Source organism: Klenkia soli (assembly GCF_900103975.1).
Classification (GTDB): Bacteria; Actinomycetota; Actinomycetes; order Mycobacteriales; family Geodermatophilaceae; genus Klenkia; species Klenkia soli.
On record NZ_FNIR01000002.1, the window covers coordinates 315,454 to 333,176 of the forward strand.

Annotated in this window: 18 protein-coding genes; 10 read left to right on the forward strand and 8 right to left on the reverse strand. The window is 75.2% G+C overall.

The window, feature by feature from the left end:
- Positions 1 to 28: 28 nt before the first annotated feature.
- The 3 genes from BLS67_RS04405 to BLS67_RS24040 are packed head-to-tail and all read right to left on the reverse strand — an operon-like array spanning position 29 to position 3,146.
- Positions 29 to 1,771, reverse strand: a complete 1,743-nt coding sequence (locus tag BLS67_RS04405; protein ID WP_091240331.1) for a carbohydrate-binding domain-containing protein — start codon at positions 1,769 to 1,771, stop codon at positions 29 to 31.
- Positions 1,768 to 2,511 (reverse strand): polyphosphate polymerase domain-containing protein, encoded by a 744-nt coding sequence (locus tag BLS67_RS24035; RefSeq protein WP_242653822.1) that lies wholly within the window; start codon positions 2,509 to 2,511, stop codon positions 1,768 to 1,770. The genes BLS67_RS04405 and BLS67_RS24035 overlap by 4 nt, the downstream gene beginning before the upstream one ends.
- A 5-nt stretch (positions 2,512 to 2,516) precedes the next feature.
- Entirely contained in the window at positions 2,517 to 3,146 is a 630-nt protein-coding gene (locus tag BLS67_RS24040) for a DUF4956 domain-containing protein (RefSeq protein WP_207500264.1), read from the reverse strand.
- Between the two features lie 149 nt (positions 3,147 to 3,295).
- Here BLS67_RS24040 and BLS67_RS04415 point away from each other — a divergent pair, with 149 nt between their 5' ends.
- From BLS67_RS04415 to BLS67_RS04425, 3 genes are read left to right on the forward strand one after another with little or no spacing between them, the layout of a single operon-like run.
- Positions 3,296 to 4,276 (forward strand): phosphodiester glycosidase family protein, encoded by a 981-nt coding sequence (locus tag BLS67_RS04415; protein WP_091240335.1) that lies wholly within the window; start codon positions 3,296 to 3,298, stop codon positions 4,274 to 4,276.
- Positions 4,273 to 5,343 (forward strand): glycosyltransferase family 2 protein, encoded by a 1,071-nt coding sequence (locus tag BLS67_RS04420; protein WP_091240339.1) that lies wholly within the window; start codon positions 4,273 to 4,275, stop codon positions 5,341 to 5,343. Before BLS67_RS04415 ends, BLS67_RS04420 begins: the two co-directional genes overlap by 4 nt.
- A 40-nt stretch (positions 5,344 to 5,383) precedes the next feature.
- Positions 5,384 to 6,640: an acyl-CoA dehydrogenase family protein gene (locus tag BLS67_RS04425; protein ID WP_091240715.1), complete on the forward strand. Its 1,257-nt coding sequence runs from the start codon at positions 5,384 to 5,386 to the stop codon at positions 6,638 to 6,640.
- Between the two features lie 18 nt (positions 6,641 to 6,658).
- Here BLS67_RS04425 and BLS67_RS04430 read toward each other — a convergent pair whose 3' ends face one another.
- Complete coding sequence (locus BLS67_RS04430) at positions 6,659 to 7,066, reverse strand: four-helix bundle copper-binding protein (protein ID WP_091240344.1); 408 nt, start codon at positions 7,064 to 7,066, stop codon at positions 6,659 to 6,661.
- 125 nt (positions 7,067 to 7,191) lie between these two features.
- Here BLS67_RS04430 and BLS67_RS04435 point away from each other — a divergent pair, with 125 nt between their 5' ends.
- Complete coding sequence (locus tag BLS67_RS04435; protein ID WP_165617462.1) at positions 7,192 to 8,208, forward strand: heparan-alpha-glucosaminide N-acetyltransferase domain-containing protein; 1,017 nt, start codon at positions 7,192 to 7,194, stop codon at positions 8,206 to 8,208.
- A 19-nt stretch (positions 8,209 to 8,227) separates the two neighbouring features.
- Here the strand turns inward: BLS67_RS04435 and BLS67_RS04440 are convergent, their stop codons facing one another.
- A complete protein-coding gene (locus BLS67_RS04440; protein ID WP_091240351.1) occupies positions 8,228 to 8,659 on the reverse strand; it encodes a VOC family protein in 432 nt (143 codons plus the stop codon).
- A 62-nt stretch (positions 8,660 to 8,721) separates the two neighbouring features.
- Between BLS67_RS04440 and BLS67_RS04445 the strand changes: the two genes are divergently transcribed.
- On the forward strand, positions 8,722 to 9,660 hold the full coding sequence (locus BLS67_RS04445) for a helix-turn-helix transcriptional regulator (protein WP_091240355.1): 939 nt from the start codon (positions 8,722 to 8,724) through the stop codon (positions 9,658 to 9,660).
- A gap of 45 nt (positions 9,661 to 9,705) precedes the next feature.
- Here BLS67_RS04445 and BLS67_RS04450 read toward each other — a convergent pair whose 3' ends face one another.
- Positions 9,706 to 10,611 carry a polysaccharide deacetylase family protein gene (locus BLS67_RS04450; protein WP_091240359.1) on the reverse strand — a complete coding sequence of 302 codons (906 nt, stop codon included), beginning with the start codon at positions 10,609 to 10,611 and terminating at the stop codon, positions 9,706 to 9,708.
- 113 nt (positions 10,612 to 10,724) lie between these two features.
- Here BLS67_RS04450 and BLS67_RS04455 point away from each other — a divergent pair, with 113 nt between their 5' ends.
- Entirely contained in the window at positions 10,725 to 11,738 is a 1,014-nt protein-coding gene (locus BLS67_RS04455) for a lysylphosphatidylglycerol synthase transmembrane domain-containing protein (RefSeq protein ID WP_165617463.1), read from the forward strand.
- Positions 11,735 to 14,065, forward strand: coding sequence for a phosphatidylglycerol lysyltransferase domain-containing protein (locus BLS67_RS04460; RefSeq protein WP_091240365.1), 2,331 nt, complete (start codon positions 11,735 to 11,737; stop codon positions 14,063 to 14,065). The genes BLS67_RS04455 and BLS67_RS04460 overlap by 4 nt, the downstream gene beginning before the upstream one ends.
- 32 nt (positions 14,066 to 14,097) lie before the next feature.
- Here BLS67_RS04460 and BLS67_RS04465 read toward each other — a convergent pair whose 3' ends face one another.
- A complete protein-coding gene (locus BLS67_RS04465; protein ID WP_242653823.1) occupies positions 14,098 to 14,706 on the reverse strand; it encodes a LysE/ArgO family amino acid transporter in 609 nt (202 codons plus the stop codon).
- Positions 14,707 to 14,776: 70 nt separating this feature from the next.
- On the opposite strand from BLS67_RS04465, the gene BLS67_RS04470 reads away from it, so the two are divergent.
- On the forward strand, positions 14,777 to 15,652 hold the full coding sequence (locus BLS67_RS04470) for a LysR family transcriptional regulator ArgP (RefSeq protein WP_242653824.1): 876 nt from the start codon (positions 14,777 to 14,779) through the stop codon (positions 15,650 to 15,652).
- A gap of 64 nt (positions 15,653 to 15,716) precedes the next feature.
- Positions 15,717 to 16,292 (forward strand): winged helix-turn-helix domain-containing protein, encoded by a 576-nt coding sequence (locus BLS67_RS04475; protein WP_091240379.1) that lies wholly within the window; start codon positions 15,717 to 15,719, stop codon positions 16,290 to 16,292.
- 3 nt (positions 16,293 to 16,295) lie between these two features.
- On the opposite strand, the gene BLS67_RS04480 is transcribed toward BLS67_RS04475, so the two are convergent.
- Positions 16,296 to 17,216: a TetR/AcrR family transcriptional regulator gene (locus tag BLS67_RS04480; protein WP_242653825.1), complete on the reverse strand. Its 921-nt coding sequence runs from the start codon at positions 17,214 to 17,216 to the stop codon at positions 16,296 to 16,298.
- A 253-nt stretch (positions 17,217 to 17,469) separates the two neighbouring features.
- Between BLS67_RS04480 and BLS67_RS04485 the strand changes: the two genes are divergently transcribed.
- The gene (locus BLS67_RS04485; RefSeq protein ID WP_091240382.1) at positions 17,470 to 17,640 is read left to right on the forward strand and encodes a CsbD family protein; all 171 of its coding nucleotides are present in this window, start codon (positions 17,470 to 17,472) and stop codon (positions 17,638 to 17,640) included.
- The last annotated feature ends 83 nt before the right edge of the window (positions 17,641 to 17,723 follow it).

Here is a 17,723-nt window from a genome sequence, read left to right on the forward strand (position 1 = left end):
CTCAGCTGTCACCCGACGAGGAGTCGGGTCAGCCGCCGGGGCGCTGGCCGCTGCCCCCGCCGGGCCCCCCGCCCATGCCGCCGCCCATCCCGCCGGCGGCGGCCTCGCCCGCGGTCACGGTGGTCGCGGTGCCGCCGTCGACCGAGACCGAGTAGGTCTCGCCGGTGGTGATGTCGGTCGAGGAGACGACGAGGGACTGGATGTCCTTCTCGGCGGTGTAGGTCGCGACCACGGTGCCGTCGGCGGAGGTGACCACGACGGTGGAGCCCGCGGACGCCGTCCCCGACCAGGCCAGCCAGCCCTGGGCGGAATCGGTGTCCGGCGACTCGGCCATGCCGGAGCTGCCGCCGGCGACGAGGGTGCCGCCGCTGACCGCGATGCCGCCGTTGGAGTCCAGCGCGCCGTTGCCGCTGCCGCTGGGACCGTAGACCGTGGTGTCGCCGCCGGTGATCGCGATCGAGCCGTTGGAGTCCAGGCCGTCGCCCTCGGCGCTGACCACCAGGGTGCCGCCGCTGATGGTCAGCGTGCTGCCGTCGTCCTGCATGCCGCCGCCGCCCATGCCGCCGCCGGTGTCGCCGGTGGTGGTCCCGGCCGAGGCGTTGACGCCGTCGTCGGAGGCGGTGACGGAGGTGTCGCCGCCGGCGATGGTGATGGCCGCGCTCTCCAGGCCCTCGTAGGAGTCGGCCACGGTCAGCGTGCCGCCGGAGATCGTGAGGTCGGTGTCGGCGTGCACGCCGTCGTCGCCGGACCGCACCGTCACGTCGCCGCCGGTGAGGCTGATCGCCCCGTTCGAGTGCAGGGCGTCGTCGGCGGCGTCGACGTCGACGGTCCCGCCGCCGACCACCACGGCGACGTCGCCCTTCAGGCCCTTGACCGAGGTGTCGCCGACCGAGGCGTCCGAGCCCCCGCCGGCGGTCACGTCGACCGTCCCGCCGCCGACGAGGACGTCGGTGGAGGCGGCGACCCCGTCGCCCCCGGCGGTCACGGTCACGGTGCCGTCGGCGACGTAGACGTAGCCGCGGGTGACGTCCTCGGTGTCGTCGCTCTTCAGGCCGTCGCCCCCGGCGGTCACCGTGACGGTGCCGTCGAGGACGACCACCGAGTCCTGGCCCCGGATGCCGTCGTCGGCCGCGTCGACGGTGACGGTGCCGGACTCGATCGTCACGCCGTCCGAGCTGTTGATGCCGTCGTTCGAGGCCCCGGTGACCTGCAGGGTGCCGGTCCCGGTGACGACCAGGTCGGCGCTGGAGTCGATCGCCGCGCTGGTGCCGTCGTCGGCGTGGTCGGCGGTGTCGGCGACGGTGTTCGTCGTGCCGTCGGCGAGGGAGAGGACGACGGTCTCGGCGTTCGTCACCGCGATCCCCGCGCTGGTGGGGGAGGTGATGGTCGCGCCGTCGAGCACCAGGACGACGTCCTCGCTGTCCGCGGTGTCCACCACGACCTGGCCGTCGAGGTCGCCCGACAGCACGTAGGTGCCCGCCGCGGTGATCGTCACGGTGTTCCCGTCGACGGTCACCCCGGCGGAGTCGGAGGTCGCGGTGTCGCCCTCGAGCGTGATCGTCGTCCCGGACCCGATCTCGGCAGAGGTCACCCAGCCGTCGTTCGCCGCCAGCGCGGCCTCGACCGTCGTCCCGGTGGCGGCGGCGACCTCCGCGGTGACCTCCCCGGAGGCCGCGGTGGTCGTGGTGCTGGTGGAGGTGGTGCCGCAGGCGGCGATCAGGGTGGCGGCGGCGCCGGCCACGAGGGCGGCGCGGACTCGGCGCAGGTTCACGAGGTCTCCGTGGTGTGGGTGGCGAGGTGGCGGGTGAGGGTGGCGTGCCAGCGGTTGCGCGGCAGCTCGGGGTGCAGGGCGGCGAGGCCGGTGCCGTACTTGGAGATGCGGGCGGGGCGGTGCCCGGCCCGCCAGAGCAGCCGGTCGGCGGTCGAGGGCGCCGAGCCGGACTTGGTCTCGACGACCACGCGGTCGACGAGGGGGAGCAGCCCGCCGGACGGCGAACGCCAGACCAGGTCGGCGTCGACGGTGACCCGGGCGGTGTCCAGCAGCAGGGTGGTGCGGGTGTACCGGGTGCCGAGGACGGGGACGAGGTCGCCGAGCAGGTCGATGCCCGACCGGACCAGGACGTCGTCCACGAACCGGCGGGCGCCGGCCACGTCGTCGCCGGCGACGCGCTCCTTGACCGTCGCCCCGCGCGGGCCGCGGGTCTTCACCTCCACCCAGCTCTCGCCGGCGTCGGTGTAGGTGCGCTGCCGCACCTTGAACCGGCGGCGCCGACCGCGGGCGGCCAGGTGGAAACCGGCCAGTCCGGGGGTGTCCACGTAGACCGAGTCGTAGCCGAAGCCGCGCTGCCCGCCGATGGCCAGCACCCGGGCGCCGGGCAGCCGACCGAGCACCGCGGCGGCCGCGTCGGGGGGGAGCACGTACTTGCGGTCCACCCGGGTGAGCAGCGCCGCGGTGCCGACCAGCTCCTCGAGCGAGACCGGCGGCAGCTCCGCCAGCACGGCGGTGAGCACGGGTGTCACCGCAGGTCCGACCGGTGCAGCTGGCCGGTCATCTGCGGCTCGACCGGGACGGCGGGGCGGTGCGCCGCCGTCCGGGCGCCGAGCTCGAGCCGGACGTCGACGGTGGTGGTGTCGTCGACGAGGTCGACCCGCTGCACGGTCACCTGGTGCACCCGGGCGTCGAACAGGCCCTCCAGGTGCGCGACCAGGGCGGCCTCGTCGGTGAACGCCCGGTCGACGACCACCTGCTGCTGCCGGTAGCGGCGCATCAGCCTCGGGTGCCCGCCGGCCCACATCACCCCGACGACCAGCGCCATCAGGCCGGCCACCAGCACCTCGGCGCCGGTGGTGCCCGCACCCAACCCGCCCAGCAGGCCCAGGGCCAGCGCGGCGAAGTAGAAGGCCACCTCGCTCTGCGCCAGCTCGGTCGAGCGCAGCCGGATGATCGACAGCACCCCGAACAGGCCCAGGCCCAGGCCGACGCCCACAGTGCTGGAGCTGAGCGCCGTCGACACCGCGAGCACGCCGACGTTCACGCCGAGGTAGGCGGCGACCAGGTCGCGCCGGCGGTGCCGGGGGAAGTAGACGCCGAGGACCAGGACGCCGATGGCGACGAGGTCGGCGGCGATGAGCACGAGCTGGGGCATGGCGGTCCGTCCATCCGGGGTTCAGGTCCTGCTCACCATCGGGTCGCCGGCCAGGCGTGGCCCCGGCCGCAGCTGAGTGCTCCCTGTGCGAATCCGGTGCTCATGCGGCGCACAGCTCCCGCAGAGGGACGGCCCCGACCGTCGTCCCCATGACCTCGACGCAGACCCCTCCCGCGCCCCCGGCCGAGCCCCCGCCGTCCCGCCGGATCAGCCGCCGCGGCTTCCTCGGCGGCGCCGCCGGGGTGCTGCTGGCCGCCGGTGGCGGCGGCACCTGGTGGGCCCTGGACCGGTTCGTCGTCGACCACGTGCAGGTCGCGGACGCCTCGGCCTACGAGGCCGCCTCCGGCGTCGACGCCGGCACGACCGCGACCTCGAACGGCTCCGTCAGCGGTGACACCTACAGCTCCGACCAGGCGGCCATCACGATCTCGACGGTCGTGACCGGGAGCGGCGACTCCACGGTCACCTACTTCGTCGCCGACGTCGTCCTCACCGACGCCACCGTGCTCCGCTCGGCGTTCGCGAACGACGAGTTCGGGCTGAACATCACCGAGGACCCCTCCGACATCGCCGCCCGCGTGGGCGCCGTGTGGGCGGTCAACGGCGACTACTACGGGTTCCGCGAGACCGGCATCGTCATCCGCAACGGGGTCGCCTACCGCGACGCCGGCGCCCGCGAGGGCATGGCCTTCTACCGCGACGGCTCGGTGCGCGTCTACGACGAGACGGCGACGACGGCCGCGGACCTGGTGGCCGCCGGGGTGTGGAACACGCTGTCCTTCGGCCCGGCGATCGTCGAGGCCGGCGCCGTGGTGTCGGGGATCGACTCCGTCGAGGTGGACACCAACGTCGGCAACCACTCGATCCAGGGCGACCAGCCGCGCACCGCGGTGGGGGTCATCGACAGCAACCACCTGGTGTTCGTCGTGGTCGACGGGCGCAGCGAGGGCTACAGCGAGGGCGTCACGCTGCCCGAGCTGGCCCAGATCTTCGTGGGGCTGGGCGCGGTCACCGCCTACAACATCGACGGCGGCGGCTCCTCGACGATGGTCTTCGACGGCGCGCTGGTCAACGACCCGCTGGGCAAGGGCCAGGAGCGCGGCACCTCCGACGTCCTCTACATCGCGTGACCGTCGTCCTGGTCCCGGCCTACCGGCCCGACGGCCGGCTGCCCGCGCTGCTGGCCGCGCTGCGCCGACTGGACCCCCGGCTGGACCTGCTGGTGGTGGACGACGGCTCGCCCGGTCCGGTGCTCGAGGAGTGCCGGGCGCTGGGGGCCACGGTGCTGCACCACGGGGTCAACCGGGGCAAGGGCGCCGCGCTGCGCACCGGGTTCGCGCACGTCGCGCTGGTCTCGCCCGGGTCCGCGGTCGTCACCGCCGACGCCGACGGCCAGCACCTGCCCGAGGACGTCGTCCGGGTGGCCGCCGCCGTCGGCGCCGGGGTGGTGCTGGGGGTGCGCTCCTTCGGCGGGGACGACGTCCCGCTGCGGTCGCGGGTGGGCAACCGGGTGTCCGCCGTCCTGGTCCGGGCCGCCACCGGCCGGGCGCTGGTCGACACCCAGACCGGGCTGCGCGGGTTCGCCCCCGACCTGCTGCCCTGGCTGCTCACCGTCACCGGCGACCGGTTCGAGTACGAGCTGCGGGTGCTGCTCGAGGCCGCCCGCCGCGGGACGCCGATCGAGCAGCTGCCGATCGCCACCGTCTACCTGGAGGGGAACGCGTCCTCGCACTTCTCGCCGGTGCGCGACTCGCTGCGGGTCTACCGACCGCTGGCGCTGTTCCTGCTCTCGTCGCTGTCGGCCTTCGTGGTCGACCTCGGTGCGCTGCTGGTGCTGGGGGCGCTCACCGGGTCGCTGTGGGTGTCGGTGGTCGGCGCCCGGTTGCTCAGCGGGACGGTGAACTACCAGGTCAACCGGCGGGTGGTGTTCTCCGCGCGGGGCGGCCGCCGCACGGTGCTCGGCTACGCGGCGCTGGCCGGGTCGCTGCTGGCCGCCAACCTCGCGCTGATCAGCGCGCTGACCTGGCTCGGGGCGTCGTTGCTGGCCGCCAAGCTGACCACCGAGGTGCTCCTGGTGGGCATCAGCTTCACCGTGCAGCGCTGCGCCGTCTTCCGCCGTCGCCGCGCGGCCCGGGCGCCCGACCGGCAGATTGTGATCTCGGGCGGGCCGGGCGCGGATCTGGTTACCCGCCGGTAACTTGGAGCCGACCCCGCCCGACGACGTGCAGGAGACCGTGATGACCGCGACCGACGAGACCACCACCGGCACGGTCGAGATGGAGCCGCGCCGGCCCGACCTGCTGCCGCCGTGGCACACCCCCGAGCGCGAGGCGCTGCAGCTGCAGGCGCGGGCGTTCGCGATGGACGAGGTGCTGCCGGTGGCCGACGAGCTCGACCCGCAGAAGGGCGAGATCCCGCAGCGCATCCTCGAGCGGCTCGGCGAGCTCGGGTACTTCGGCATCACCATCCCCACCGAGGACGGCGGCCTGGGTCTCGGCGTCTTCGAGTACTGCATGGTCAGCGAGGAGCTGGCCCGGGCGTGGATGAGCGTCGCGTCGATCCTGGCCCGCTCGCAGGGCATGGGCACCTCCGTCGCCGACGAGGCCCGCCGGTCGGAGCTGCTGCGCAAGTCCGCCGCCGGTTCGTGGATCGGCGCCGTGGCCCTGAGCGAGCCCGACGCCGGCTCGGACCTGGCCAACGTGCAGACCCGCGCGGTGCGCGACGGCGACGAGTGGGTCATCACCGGGCACAAGCGCTGGTGCGGCAACGCCAAGGCCGCCGACTTCATCCAGGTGCTGGTGCGGGTGGCCGACCCCGAGCCGGGGGAGTCCCGCTCGCGCGGGCTGCGCAACGTGCTGCTGGCCAAGGAGCGCGGCTCGTTCCCGGCGGGCCTGTCCGGCTACCCGATCGACAAGGTCGGCTACCACGGCTTCCTGACCTGGGACCTGCAGTTCGACGGCGTCCGCATCCCGGCCGACGACCTGATCGTGGCCCCGGGCGACGCCGACGGCGACGGGGGCTCGAAGGCCGGGTTCGCCGAGGCGCAGGCCTTCCTCAACACCGCCCGGGTGCACACCGCGGCGCGCGCGGTCGGGCTGGCCCGGGCCGCGGTCGAGGACACCACCACCTACCTGCAGGAGCGCGAGCAGTTCGGCCACCCGATCGGCGACTTCCAGGCGCTGCGGTTCGCCCTGGCCGAGATGGCGGCCGACGTCGAGCAGTCCCGGGCGTTCTACCGCCAGGTCGCGCACCTGCTCGACGTCGGCGTCCCCTGCGAGCGGGAGGCGGCGATGGTGAAGCTGCAGGCCACCGAGATGGCGGTGCGGGTGACCAACCAGGCCATGCAGCTGCACGGCGGCAACGGCTACACCACCGAGCGCCAGGTCGAGCGGCACTGGCGCGACGCCCGGCTGACCACGATCTTCGAGGGCACCAGCGAGATCCAGAAGCGCATCATCAGCGACCGCATGCTGCCCCGGTCACCTCTCACCTGACCGGGGTGGCGCGCGGCGTCAGGCGAGCTGGGCGCGGAGCTGGCGGCAGCGGTGGGCGGCCTCCGCGGCGGCCTCGGCCTGCAGCCGGCAGGTGCGCAGCTCCAGGTTCTGCGCGCCGAGGTGGGCGCTGCGGTCCAGCGCGTGCACCGTCGTGCCCAGGATCGAGCGGACGACGGCGCTGCCGGCCGGGGTGTTGCGGGCCAGGATGCGGCGGGCGACCGCGGCCAGGTCGGCGGCGTCCTGCGTGGCGGCGATGACGCTGCGCAGTGCGCCGACCTCCGCGCTGCCCATGAGGGTGGCGACGCTGGTGAGGGCGACCTGCTCGTAGCCGGCCAGGGCGTCGATGGTGCCGGCGAGCTGGTCGGGAGCGGTGCTCAGCGGGACGACGCGGGCTTCCTCGCGCAGCATGGTGGTGGTCGACTGCATGGCTTCCTCCTGGGTGGGGCGTACGGGTCCCACAGCACGCCCGGAGTCCGGGAAACGGCTGTGAACCTGCTCCCGGGTGGCTGCGGAACCGGTGCGGGATGCCTGTGCGGCTCCACCATGGGCGCGTGGCGGACAGGGTGCGGTTGCACGGGGTGGACGTCGCCCGCGGGCTGGCCGTCGTCGGCATGCTCTTCGTCGACAACCGGGGCAACGGCGAGATCGGCACCCAGTTCGTGCACGCGCCGTGGCACGGGCTGCGGGTCGCCGACGTCGTCTTCCCGGTGTTCCTGCTGGTGGTCGGGGTGTCGATGCCGTTCTCCCGGCGCGGCGACCGGCCGCGGGCCGTGCTGACCAGGGTGCTCAAGCTCGCCCTGCTGGGCTGGCTGATCGTCGTGGCGAAGTACGGCTTCGACTCGGTCGGCGCCGGGGTGCTCGGGCACATCGCCGGGGCGTACCTGCTGTGCTGGCTGCTCCTGCGGCTGCCCCGCCGCGCCCAGGTGCCCACCGCGGCGGGGGTGCTCGCCGTCCTCACGGTGGTCGCGGTGCTGGTGCCGGTGCCCGGCACGGGGCGGACGGCGGTCGACCCCGACCTCTCGTGGGCGCACTGGTTCGACGACCTGCTGGGGCTGGACTTCTCCGCCGAGGCACCGCACTCCTACCTGCCCAGCGCGGTCACCGTGTTCATCGGCGTGCTGGCCGGGCGGGTGCTGCTGGAGTGGGGTGCCCGCGGTGCGCTGCCCCGCATGCTGGCCGCGGCCGGGGTGCTGCTGGCGCTCGGGCTGGTGCTCGCCCCGCTGCTGCCGGTCAACAAGCGGCTCTGGACGCCGTCGTTCGTGCTGGTCACCGGCGGGATCGGGCTGCTGGTGCTGGCTGCGGCGATCTGGCTGGTCGACGTCCGGGGGGTGCGGCGGCCCTTCCGGCCGGCCGAGGTGCTGGGGCTCAACGCGATCGTGGCGTTCGCGCTGTCGGAGCTGCTGTTCCGGGCGGTGCTGCGGTACCGGTTCCAACCCGCGGTCGACGGCTGGCTCACCGACCTGACCAGCGCGACCACGTCGGCCTACCTGTACGCGGCGTTCTCCGTGGTCGTGGTGTGGGCGGTGTGCCAGGTGCTGGCCCGGCGGGGGATCGTCGTGCGCATCTGATCCGCCGCCGGGCCGGACCTCACCAGGTCGAGGGCGTGATGACGTCGAGCGCCCAGGTGACGCCGAACCGGTCGGTCACCATGCCGTACAGCGACGAGAACCCGGCGGGGCCGAGGTCGGCGCGCACCGTGCCGCCCTCGGCCAGGCCGCGGAAGAAGCGGGTGATCTCGTCGGCGTCGTCCCCGCGCACCGAGACGTACAGCGAGTCGAACCCCTGGTCGTACGCCCGGCCGGGCGGCACGTCGAAGGCCATGATCGAGAACCCGGCCGGCGAGGTCACGCCGCCCCAGATGATCTGGTCGTCGACGGCACCGTCGGCGCGGTCCCGGTCGGTGCCGCCCTGGGCGAAGGTGAAGGACCGGACCTCGCCGCCGAACACGGCGGCGTAGTGCTCCAGGGCGGCCCGGGCCTGACCGCGGAAGTTGAGGTGGGTGGTCGTCGTGATGCTCATGGCGACCACTGTGCCGGGGGTAGCGGCCAGTTGCTGACCTATACGTGCGCGATGCTGGGCGGGTGAGCGGAACCCCGGGTCGGTTGCTGTCCCTGCTGTCGTTGCTGCAGTCCCGCCGCGACTGGCCGGGGTCGTTGCTGGCCGCCCGGCTGGAGGTCAGCCCGCGCACCGTGCGCCGGGACGTCGACCGGCTCCGCGAGCTGGGCTACCCGGTGCAGGCCTCGATGGGCCCCGACGGCGGCTACCGCCTGGCCGCCGGCGCCGACCTGCCCCCGCTGCTGTTCGACGACGAGCAGGCCGTCGCGCTCGCGGTCGCCCTGCAGCTGGCACCCGGGGACGCCGCCTACCGCGCCCTGACCACCGTCCGTCAGGTGCTGCCCGCCCGGCTGCGGCACCGGGTGGACGCCGTCCAGGTCGCGCCGCTGCCGGCCGCCCCGGTGCCCGAGGTCGACCCGCAGGTGCTGGTCGCGGTGAGCGGCGCGGTGCGGGCCCGGCAGGAGCTGCGGTTCGACCTCGCGGACGCCGTCCGCCGCACCCAGCCGCACGCCGTCCTGGCCCGGGGTGGCCGCTGGTACCTGCTGGCCTGGGACCTCGACCGGGACGACTGGCGCACCTTCCGGCTGGACCGGATCACCCCGCGCACCCCGCTGGGCGCCCGGTTCACCCCGCGCGCGGTGCCCGGCGGTGACCCCGGAGCCTTCGTGGCCGCGCTGTTCCGGGGTTCCCGCGACCCCGCCGAGGGCTGGCCGTGCCGCGGGTCGGCGGAGCTCGCCGTCCCCGCGGCGGAGCTCGTGCCCTACCTCGGCGACGCCGCCGTCGAGCCGCTGGGCGACGGCCGCTGCCGGGTCTCCGCCGGTGCGTGGTCCTGGACCGGCCTGGCGGCGTCCCTGCTCCGCCTCGACGCCGACGTCTCGCAGGCCGAACCGCCAGAACTGGCGGAGGCCTTCACCAGGCTCGCCGCCCGCTGCGCCGCCGCCGGGACGTCGTCGAGTGGCGCCTGAGGGTCTGGACCGGGCCGGTCGCGAACCCTCAGCCGCCACTCGCCGTCAGTTGCCGGCGACCGCGGGCTGGCCGCCGACCGGCTCGGCCTCGCTCATCGCCAGCAACCGGTTCGCGCTCATCAGGGTGATGCCGCGGTCGGCGATCTGCTGCAGCGCCGACGGCAGCGCCTGCACCTCCAGCTCGCGGCGCTCGGCCAGCGCCTTCGCGAACGAGGCGTCGGGGTCGAAGGTGCCCTGCCCGATGCCGTCGTGCAGGCCCAGCACGTCACCGGCGATCACCGTCTGGCCCATGTAGTCGCCGATGTGCGAGACCGAGCCGGAGTCACCGGGCCCGCGGGTGACCGACCAGATGTAGGTGTCGTAGCCCAGCTCGGCGGCCACCCGCAGCGCGTAGCCGGTGATCTCCCCGCGCGGGGGCCGGAAGCTGGTGAACGGCGCGTCGATGATCGCGGACACCTCGTCGCGGCAGCGCACCAGCTCGTCGCGGGTCTGCGCCGCGGTCAGCGTGGTGAGGTCCTTGTGGGTCCAGGTGTGGTTGCCGATCTCGTGGCCGGCCGCCACCACCTCGCGCAGCAGGTCGGGGTGCTGCACGGCGTTGTAGCCCATGACGTTGAACGTGGCGGTGACCCCGGCGGCGGCGAGGGCCTCGAGGATCCGCGGGGTGAAGTCCGGGGTCGGGCCGTCGTCGAAGCTGATGCAGGCGATCGGCTGGGTCACCGTGGTGTTCCAGACGACCCGGTGCGTGCCCAGCCGGGCCACCGCCTCGCCCTCGTCGGCCGCGCCACCGGCCTCCATGAACTGCTGCTGCGCCGCGGCGCGGGCCGCGTCGCGCACGTCGTCGTCGCTGCGCGTGAGCACGGTGCCCAGCGTGCCGCCCACCGCACCCCCCACGGCCAGACCGCCGAGGCCCAGTCCGGCGCGACCGAGGAACTGCCTCCTGCTGCTGCTCATGCCCCGTTTCTACCGTCCCGGGGCTGGGAGACGGCTGCCAGTTCGGCATCGTGGGCTGTGGGTCACCTGGGAACGGGGCCAGCGGGCGTCGGGCCGACCTACCGTCACCGGACGTGACGGGTGCGGGGACGACGGGACGGCGGCTGGCGGTCGCCGCGGTGGTCGGCGCCGTCGTCCTGGTGGTGGTCTGGACCCAGCGGCGGGACCTGACCGACGTCGCCCACGAGGTGCACCTGGCCGACCCGCGCTGGCTGCTCGCGCTGGCCGGGGCCCTGCTGCTGTGGTGGGCCGCCTGGACGGCGCTGCAGGCGACCGCGCTGGCCGGGGTGACCCGGGTGCGGGTCGCCGACCTGCCCGAGATCGCCCGCGGCGCGGTGACCGCGGTGGCGCTGAACTCCGTGGTCACCTCGGCCGGGCTGGCCGGGCTGGCCCCGATGGCCCGGGCGGGCCGCCGGCGCGGGATGCCGCGGGCCGAGGTCGCCAGCGGCTACCTGCTGGCCGCCACCGTCACCGACCTGGGCTTCGTGCTGGTGCTGGTGGCCGGCTTCGGCGTGCTGGGCGCGCACGGCCGGCTGACCGGGCTGGACCTGCTGGCCGGTGGCCTGTTCCTCGCCCTGACCGCCGGCCGGGTGGTGCTCACGGTGCTGGCGGTCCGCCGACCGGCCGCGCTGCACGGCCTGCTGGCCCGGGCGCTGCGGGTGCGGGCGTGGGTGCTGCGGCGGCCGGTGGCCGAGCCCGACCCGGCCCGCACGCACGAACTGGTCGAGGCCGCCGAGCTGGTCACCCGCCGTCCCGCCCGGGCGGTGCCGCCGCTGCTGGCCGCCACCGTCGTCGACGTCGCCGGGGTGCTCATGCTGTGGGCCGCGCTGGCCGCCGTCGGCGGGCCGGTCGACCTCGGCCTGGCCCTCTCGGCGTACGTGCTGGCGTCGGTCGCGGCGATCCTCGGGCCGATCCCGGGCGGGGTCGGTGCCGCCGAGGTGGGCTCGGTCGCGGCGCTGACCGTCGCGGGGGTGCCGCTGGGCGTCGCAGTCGCCGCCACGCTGCTGTTCCGGGTCGCCGAGTTCTGGGTGCCGCTCGCCGTGGGCGGGCTGGCGTGGATCACCGCACGACGGGAGGTGGCGGCGTGAACGTCGTCCGGCAGGGGCGCTGGGTGCGCCGGGGGAGCGCGCTGGTCGCGGCCGTGGTGGGGGTGGCCGCGCTGGCCGCCGTCGTCGCGGTCGTGCCGCACCCCGACCACCGCCCGGTGCCGGGGCTGCGGCCCTTCCAGGGGGCGGTCGCCGCCGTCGAGGGCGGCCGCTACCTGCTGCTGGGCGCCGGGCTGGTGCTGCTGCTCGTCGTCCGGGCGCTGCTGCGCGGTCGGCGGGCGGCCTGGTTGGCCGCGGTGGCCGCCCTGGCCGCGGCCACCGTCGGGTCGCTGGTCGTGCACCGGCACGTGCCGGTGTCGGCGGTCCTCGCCGTGCTGACCATGGCCGTCGGCCTCGGCGGTCGGGCCTTCGTGGCCCGGGGCGACCCGATGCTGGTCCGGCGGGGGATCGCCGTCCTCGCCGGCGGCTCCGCGCTCGTCGGCACGGTCGCCACCGTGGGGCTGTACCAGCTGGACGACCAGTTCCGCGGCGGGACGACGTTCTGGGGCTCGGCCGGGACGGCGACCCGGCTGCTGCTCATGCTGCCGGTGGACGCCCAGCCGCTCACCCGGCACGCGGAGTGGCTGGTGTCGGCGTCCCGGGGGGCCGCGCTGGTCGTCGTCCTGGTCGGGGCGGCGATGCTGGTGGCCGCGGTGTCCGGCGGCCGGCAGCACCAGGCCGAGCGCGCCGTCGTCGCGGGGCTGCTGGCCCGGTACGCGACCACCTCGCTGGCCCACTTCCAGCTGCTCCCCGACAAGCGCTGGCTGGTCGGCGCCGACGGCGAGGCCTTCGTGGGCTACGGCCTGCACGGCCGGACGGCGGTGGCCCTGGGTGGCCCGATCGGTGCACCCGGGAGCCGGCGGGCGGCGGCGGCGGAGTTCCTGGAGCTGTGCCGGCGCAACGGCTGGACCCCGGGGTTCCACCAGGTCACGGCCGACGAGCTGGACGACCTGGCGCCGCTGGGTCTGCGGGCCTACAAGATCGGCGAGGAGGCGGTGGTCGAGCTGGCCGGCGGGGTCGCCCCCGAGGGCCGGGCGGGCAAGTCGATCCGGTCCGCGGTGCGCCGCTGCGAGCGGGCCGGGTACCGGGTGGTCGAGCTGGCGCACCCGCTCACCGACGCCGACCTGGCGCGGCTGCGCGAGGTCTCCGACGCCTGGTCGGCCGACGGCGAGCACCGCGAGCGCACCTTCACCCTCGGCCAGTTCGACGCCGACCAGCTCCGGCAGACCCCCGTGCTCGCCGTCGTCGACGCCGACGACCGGGTGCAGGCCTTCGCCAACACGCTGCCGGCCTACCGCTCGGGCGACCGGAGCTTCGACCTCATGCGGCGGCGGCCGGGCTCGGTCAACGGCGTGATGGACCAGCTGTTCGTCGGCATGGGCGAGCGGTTCGCCGCCGCCGGCGGCACCGGCATGAACCTGGGCCTGGCCCCGTTCACCGGGCTGGCCGACCAGTCCGGGGTGCCGGCCCGCGTGATGCGCCTGCTGCACGACCACGGCGGGGCGCTGCTGGACTACGCGGGGCTGCGCGCGTTCAAGGACAAGTGGGCCCCGCGCTGGGAGCCCCGCTACCTGGTCACCGCCGGTGAGTCGGCGCTGCCGCGCGTGGCGGTGGCCGTGGCCCGGCTGGGGGAGCTGCCCGACCCCCGCCGGTGGTCCACCCGGCTGGCGTCCGCCGTCCGCCGGTTCCCCGTGACGACGACGTTCGCCGCGGTCCAGCTGTGGTTGATGCTCTCCAGCGCCTACGACCCGCGGGTGCACGACGAGCTGATCGCGGCCGCCGGGTCGTCCTGGGAGCTGCTCGCCCACGGCCAGCTGTGGCGGCTGCTCACCTCGCCGGTCGTGCAGGCCAGCCCCGGGCTGGTGTGGGTCAACGTGCTGCTCGCGGTGGTCTTCCCGGTGGCCGAGGCCCGGCTGGGCAGCCGCTGGACCGCGGTCGGGTTCTTCGCCGGGGACCTCCTCGGGTCGGTGCCCGTCCTGCTGGGCACCCGGGTGGCCGCGGCCGTCGGGTCGGGTGCGGCCCTGGGTCAGCTGCGCGAGGTCGACGGCGGCACCTCGGCGGGCTGCTGGGCGCTCATCGCCGCGGTGGTCGTCACCCTCCCGGCGGGCCGCTGGCGGCGGTGGGCCGGCGCGACCCTGGCCGCGGTGATGGTCGGCGGGCTGCTGCTGGACCGGGGCATCGCCGACGTCCAGCACGCGGTGTCGGTGGCCGGCGTCGTCCTGGTGCTCACCGTGGGCCGCCGGGCTCTCGCCCGGGCGCGGCGTGGATCAGCCGGGTTCACCGACGTCCGTCCTGGCTCGCCGACGCCGGTGACCCAGGACGCACGGTGATCAGCCCAGCTGATCCACGCCGGGCGCGGGGGTCAGCCGGCGCCGACCAGCAGCGAGACCGCCAGGGCGGCCATGACCACCGCGATCACGCCGTCGAGCACCCGCCAGGCCGCGGGCCGGGCGAACACCGGACGCAGTGCGCGGGCGCCGAAGCCCAGGCCGGTGAACCACACCAGGCTGGCCGTGCAGGCGCCGACGGCGAACCACCAGCGGTCCGCGCCGCGGGCACCGGCGACCGAGCCCAGCAGCAGCACGGTGTCCAGGTAGACGTGCGGGTTCAACCACGTCAGCGCCAGGGCGGTGCCGACGACCGCGCCCAGCCCCGCCCGGGAGCCCCCGGCCTGCGCCGCCAGGGCGGTGGGGCGCAGGGCCCGGCGTGCGGCGAGCACCGCGTAGCCGGCCAGGAAGACCGCGCCGGCCACCCGGACGGCGGTCACCAGCCACGGCACCCGCTCGAGCACCGCGCCGGTCCCGCCCACCCCGGCCAGGACCAGGACGACGTCGGAGGCGGCGCACACCGCGACGACGGCCGCCACGTGCTCCCGCCGCAGCCCCTGGCGCAGCACGAAGGCGTTCTGCGCCCCGATGGCGACGATCAGCGACAGGCCCAGGCCCAGCCCGGCCAGCACGGCAGCTCCCACACCCCGACGCTAGGCAACCAGCACCGACAGCGGCACGACGGATCCTGCGGCACCGTAAGCTGCGCTGTCGATGGACCTCCCCCAGCTCCGGGCCCTGGTGGCCGCCGTCGAGACCGGCACGCTCGACGGCGCGGCGCGGGCCCTGCACGTGACGCCGTCCGCGGTCAGCCAGCGGATCCGCGCCCTGGAGTCCGCGACCGGTCAGGTGCTGCTGGTGCGCAGCCGGCCCGTCGTCCCCACCGGGGCGGGCACGGCGGTGCTGCGGCTGGCCCGGCAGGTCGACCTGCTGGTCGCCGACACCACCGCCCAGCTGGGCGGGTCGCCCGCGGCCGGCCCCCCGGTGCTCCCGCTCGCGGTCAACGCCGACTCGCTGGCCACCTGGTTCCTGCCCGGGGTGGCGCCGCTGGCGGCCGAGGTCCAGCTCGACGTCCGGGTGGCCGACCAGACGATGACCTCGGCCCTGCTCCGCGACGGCACGGTGATGGCGGCGGTCACCGCCGACCCCGAGCCGGTGCCGGGGTGCTCGGTGGCCCGGTTGGGCGCGATGACCTACCGGCCGATGGCCACCGGGGCGTTCGCCGACCGATGGTTCGCCGACGGGGTCACCCCGGCCGCCCTGCGCCGCGCCCCGGTCGTCGTCTTCGACCGCACCGACGACCTGCAGTACGCCTACCTGCGCCGGCGCACCCACGACCGGCCCGCCCCGCCGGTGCACCACGTGCCGGCCAGCGCCGACCACCTGGTCGCCGTCCGGCTGGGCATGGGCTGGGGGATGGTGCCCGACCTGCAGACCGGCCCGGACGACGGCCTGGTCCCCCTCGACCCGGCCGGCGCGGTGGACGTCGTCCTCTGGTGGCAGCAGTGGAAGCTGCGGTCGCCCAGCCTGGACCTCGTCGCGGCGGCCGTCGCCGCGACCGCCCGGGCGGCCCTGGACGGCGCGGCATGAGCAACGCTGGCACCAGCGCCCCGCACCTGATTCGCTGTGCCGTGCGGGCGAGGTGGGGGAGAACATGAGCGACAAGGCCGACACGTTGGTCATCCGGGACGTCGCCCAGCTGCGCGTGCTGTCCTCCTCGACCCGGTTCATCGCGTTCGAGGAGCTCTTCGCCACCCAGCGACCGATGACCCCGACGCAGCTGGCCGCCTTCACCCGGGTCAGCCCTGCCTCGATGAGCTACCACCTGCGCGAGCTCGAGCGGGTGGGCCTGGTCCGCCGGGCCGAGCCCGGCCCCGACGCCCGCGAACGGCGGTGGGAGGCCCCGGCGCACGTCTACGACATCGTGCTCAGCGCCTTCGACGACCCCGCCGGGCGGCTGGCCCTGGTCGACACCTACCTCTCGCCGCTGCGGTCGCGGGTGGTGACCACCCTCGAGCGCCGGGCCGAAAGCGGCGGCGGCGCCGGGGACGACAGCGAGATGGCCCTGGGCATGGGCCGGCTGCGGCTCACCCTCGACGAGCAGCGTGCCCTCCGCGCCGAGGTGGCGGCGGTGTGGGCACGCTACGAGCAGGTGTCCCGCGACCACGACGCCCAGGACGACGGCCTGCGCACGGCGCACTACGTCTGGTCGCTGCTGGCCGACCCCTGAGCCTCAGATGCCGGTCTGCGGCAGGTCGACCGCGTGCTCCTCGAACCCGGTGGGCGGCAGGTGGTGGGACCCGGTGTCCAGCATGGTCTGCAGCCGGTCCAGCAGGCTCTCCAGCGACTCCTCGAACTCCGTGAGGGTCTCGTCCAGCGACAGCAGTGGCTGCAGCTCGACGATCAGCGGGAACTCCACGAGGTCCAGCGGGTCACCCGAGGGCGAGCCGTCGGGGTCGTCGATGGCGTTGATCGCCACCCCGCGCTGGGCGACCTCGAGCAGCAGGTGGCCGAGCAGGAAGCTGGTGTAGGCCCGGTAGGCGACCACGGCCTGCACGCTGGTGAACCCGTTGGTGTGCAGGGCCCGCAGCAGGGACTCCACCCACTTCAGGCTGCGCAGCGGCGGGCGCACCCACGGCGCCGCCGGGGGCCGGGTGGCGACCAGCGGGAACAGCGCCGGGTGCGCCAGCGCGATCCGCCGCACCCCGTGCGCCAGGCGTTGCAGGTAGTCCTGCCACCCGTGACGGGGCTCGAAGTGGACGTCGGGGTCGGCGAACAGCTCGTCGACCACGGTGTCGACCACGCCGTCGAGGAGGTCGTCGCGACCGGGCACGTAGCGGTAGAGGCTCATCGCCTCGACACCCAGCGCGGCCCCCAACCGGCGCATGGTCAGCATGGGCAGCCCGTGGGCGTCGACGTACTCGATGGCGCCCTCGATGATCCGGGCGCGGTCCAGCGGTACCCGCGTGCCGAGGTCGGGCGGACCGACGGCGTCCTGGGCGGCCCGCAGTCCGCGGTTCTCGGGCAGGTCGGGGTCGTCGGGGTGGTCGGGGGGTTCGACCCCGCCCTCGACGACGGCCCCGACGTCCTGCTGGACGACCGCTGCGACGTCCCGCTCGGCGTCGTCGTGGGGTCCTGGGGTGGGCGGTGTCACGGTCCTCCTGCCGGTCGTGGGAACGGGTCGGTCGAGCTTGGCACCGCGTGCCGGCCCCGGCACGTCGGCCGCCCGACCGGGTGGTCGGGGAGATCGGATGTTTGACGGGGCCGCTTACGGCGTAATGAGGGATGGTCCGGGCCGCCTTACACCGTAGGAACGGTTGTGGCGGACCGGATGCCGGGCGACATGTCGCCGGGCGACCCCGCGAAGCGGCACCGACCCCGGTGCCCGACAGACAGGAGCTCGACACATGAGCGGCATCGACAAGATCAAGAACAAGGCCGAGGAGCTCGTCGGCGACGCCAAGGAGGCCATCGGCAAGGCCACCGGCAACGAGGAGCTGCAGGCCGAGGGTCAGCGCGACCAGGCCGCCGGCAACACCAAGCAGGCCGGCGAGAAGGTCAAGGACGTCTTCAAGTGACCTCCGGGGTCGGGGGACGCAGCTGCGTCCCCCGACCCGACCGCTCCACCGCCCCACCTCCCCCCTGACCCTGCCCCCGCTCG

Bases quoted from the DNA above. Each gene is read 5' to 3' on its own strand.
- BLS67_RS24040 (WP_207500264.1), bottom strand. From the start codon at position 3,146: ATGCCCCAGCTCGTGCTCATCGCCGCCGACCTCGTCGCCATCGGCGTC.
- BLS67_RS04485 (WP_091240382.1), top strand. From the start codon at position 17,470: ATGAGCGGCATCGACAAGATCAAGAACAAGGCCGAGGAGCTCGTCGGC.
- BLS67_RS04415 (WP_091240335.1), top strand. From the start codon at position 3,296: ATGACCTCGACGCAGACCCCTCCCGCGCCCCCGGCCGAGCCCCCGCCG.
- BLS67_RS04475 (WP_091240379.1), top strand. From the start codon at position 15,717: ATGAGCGACAAGGCCGACACGTTGGTCATCCGGGACGTCGCCCAGCTG.
- BLS67_RS04425 (WP_091240715.1), top strand. From the start codon at position 5,384: ATGACCGCGACCGACGAGACCACCACCGGCACGGTCGAGATGGAGCCG.
- BLS67_RS04470 (WP_242653824.1), top strand. From the start codon at position 14,777: ATGGACCTCCCCCAGCTCCGGGCCCTGGTGGCCGCCGTCGAGACCGGC.
- BLS67_RS04450 (WP_091240359.1), bottom strand. From the start codon at position 10,611: ATGAGCAGCAGCAGGAGGCAGTTCCTCGGTCGCGCCGGACTGGGCCTC.
- BLS67_RS04430 (WP_091240344.1), bottom strand. From the start codon at position 7,066: ATGCAGTCGACCACCACCATGCTGCGCGAGGAAGCCCGCGTCGTCCCG.
- BLS67_RS04440 (WP_091240351.1), bottom strand. From the start codon at position 8,659: ATGAGCATCACGACGACCACCCACCTCAACTTCCGCGGTCAGGCCCGG.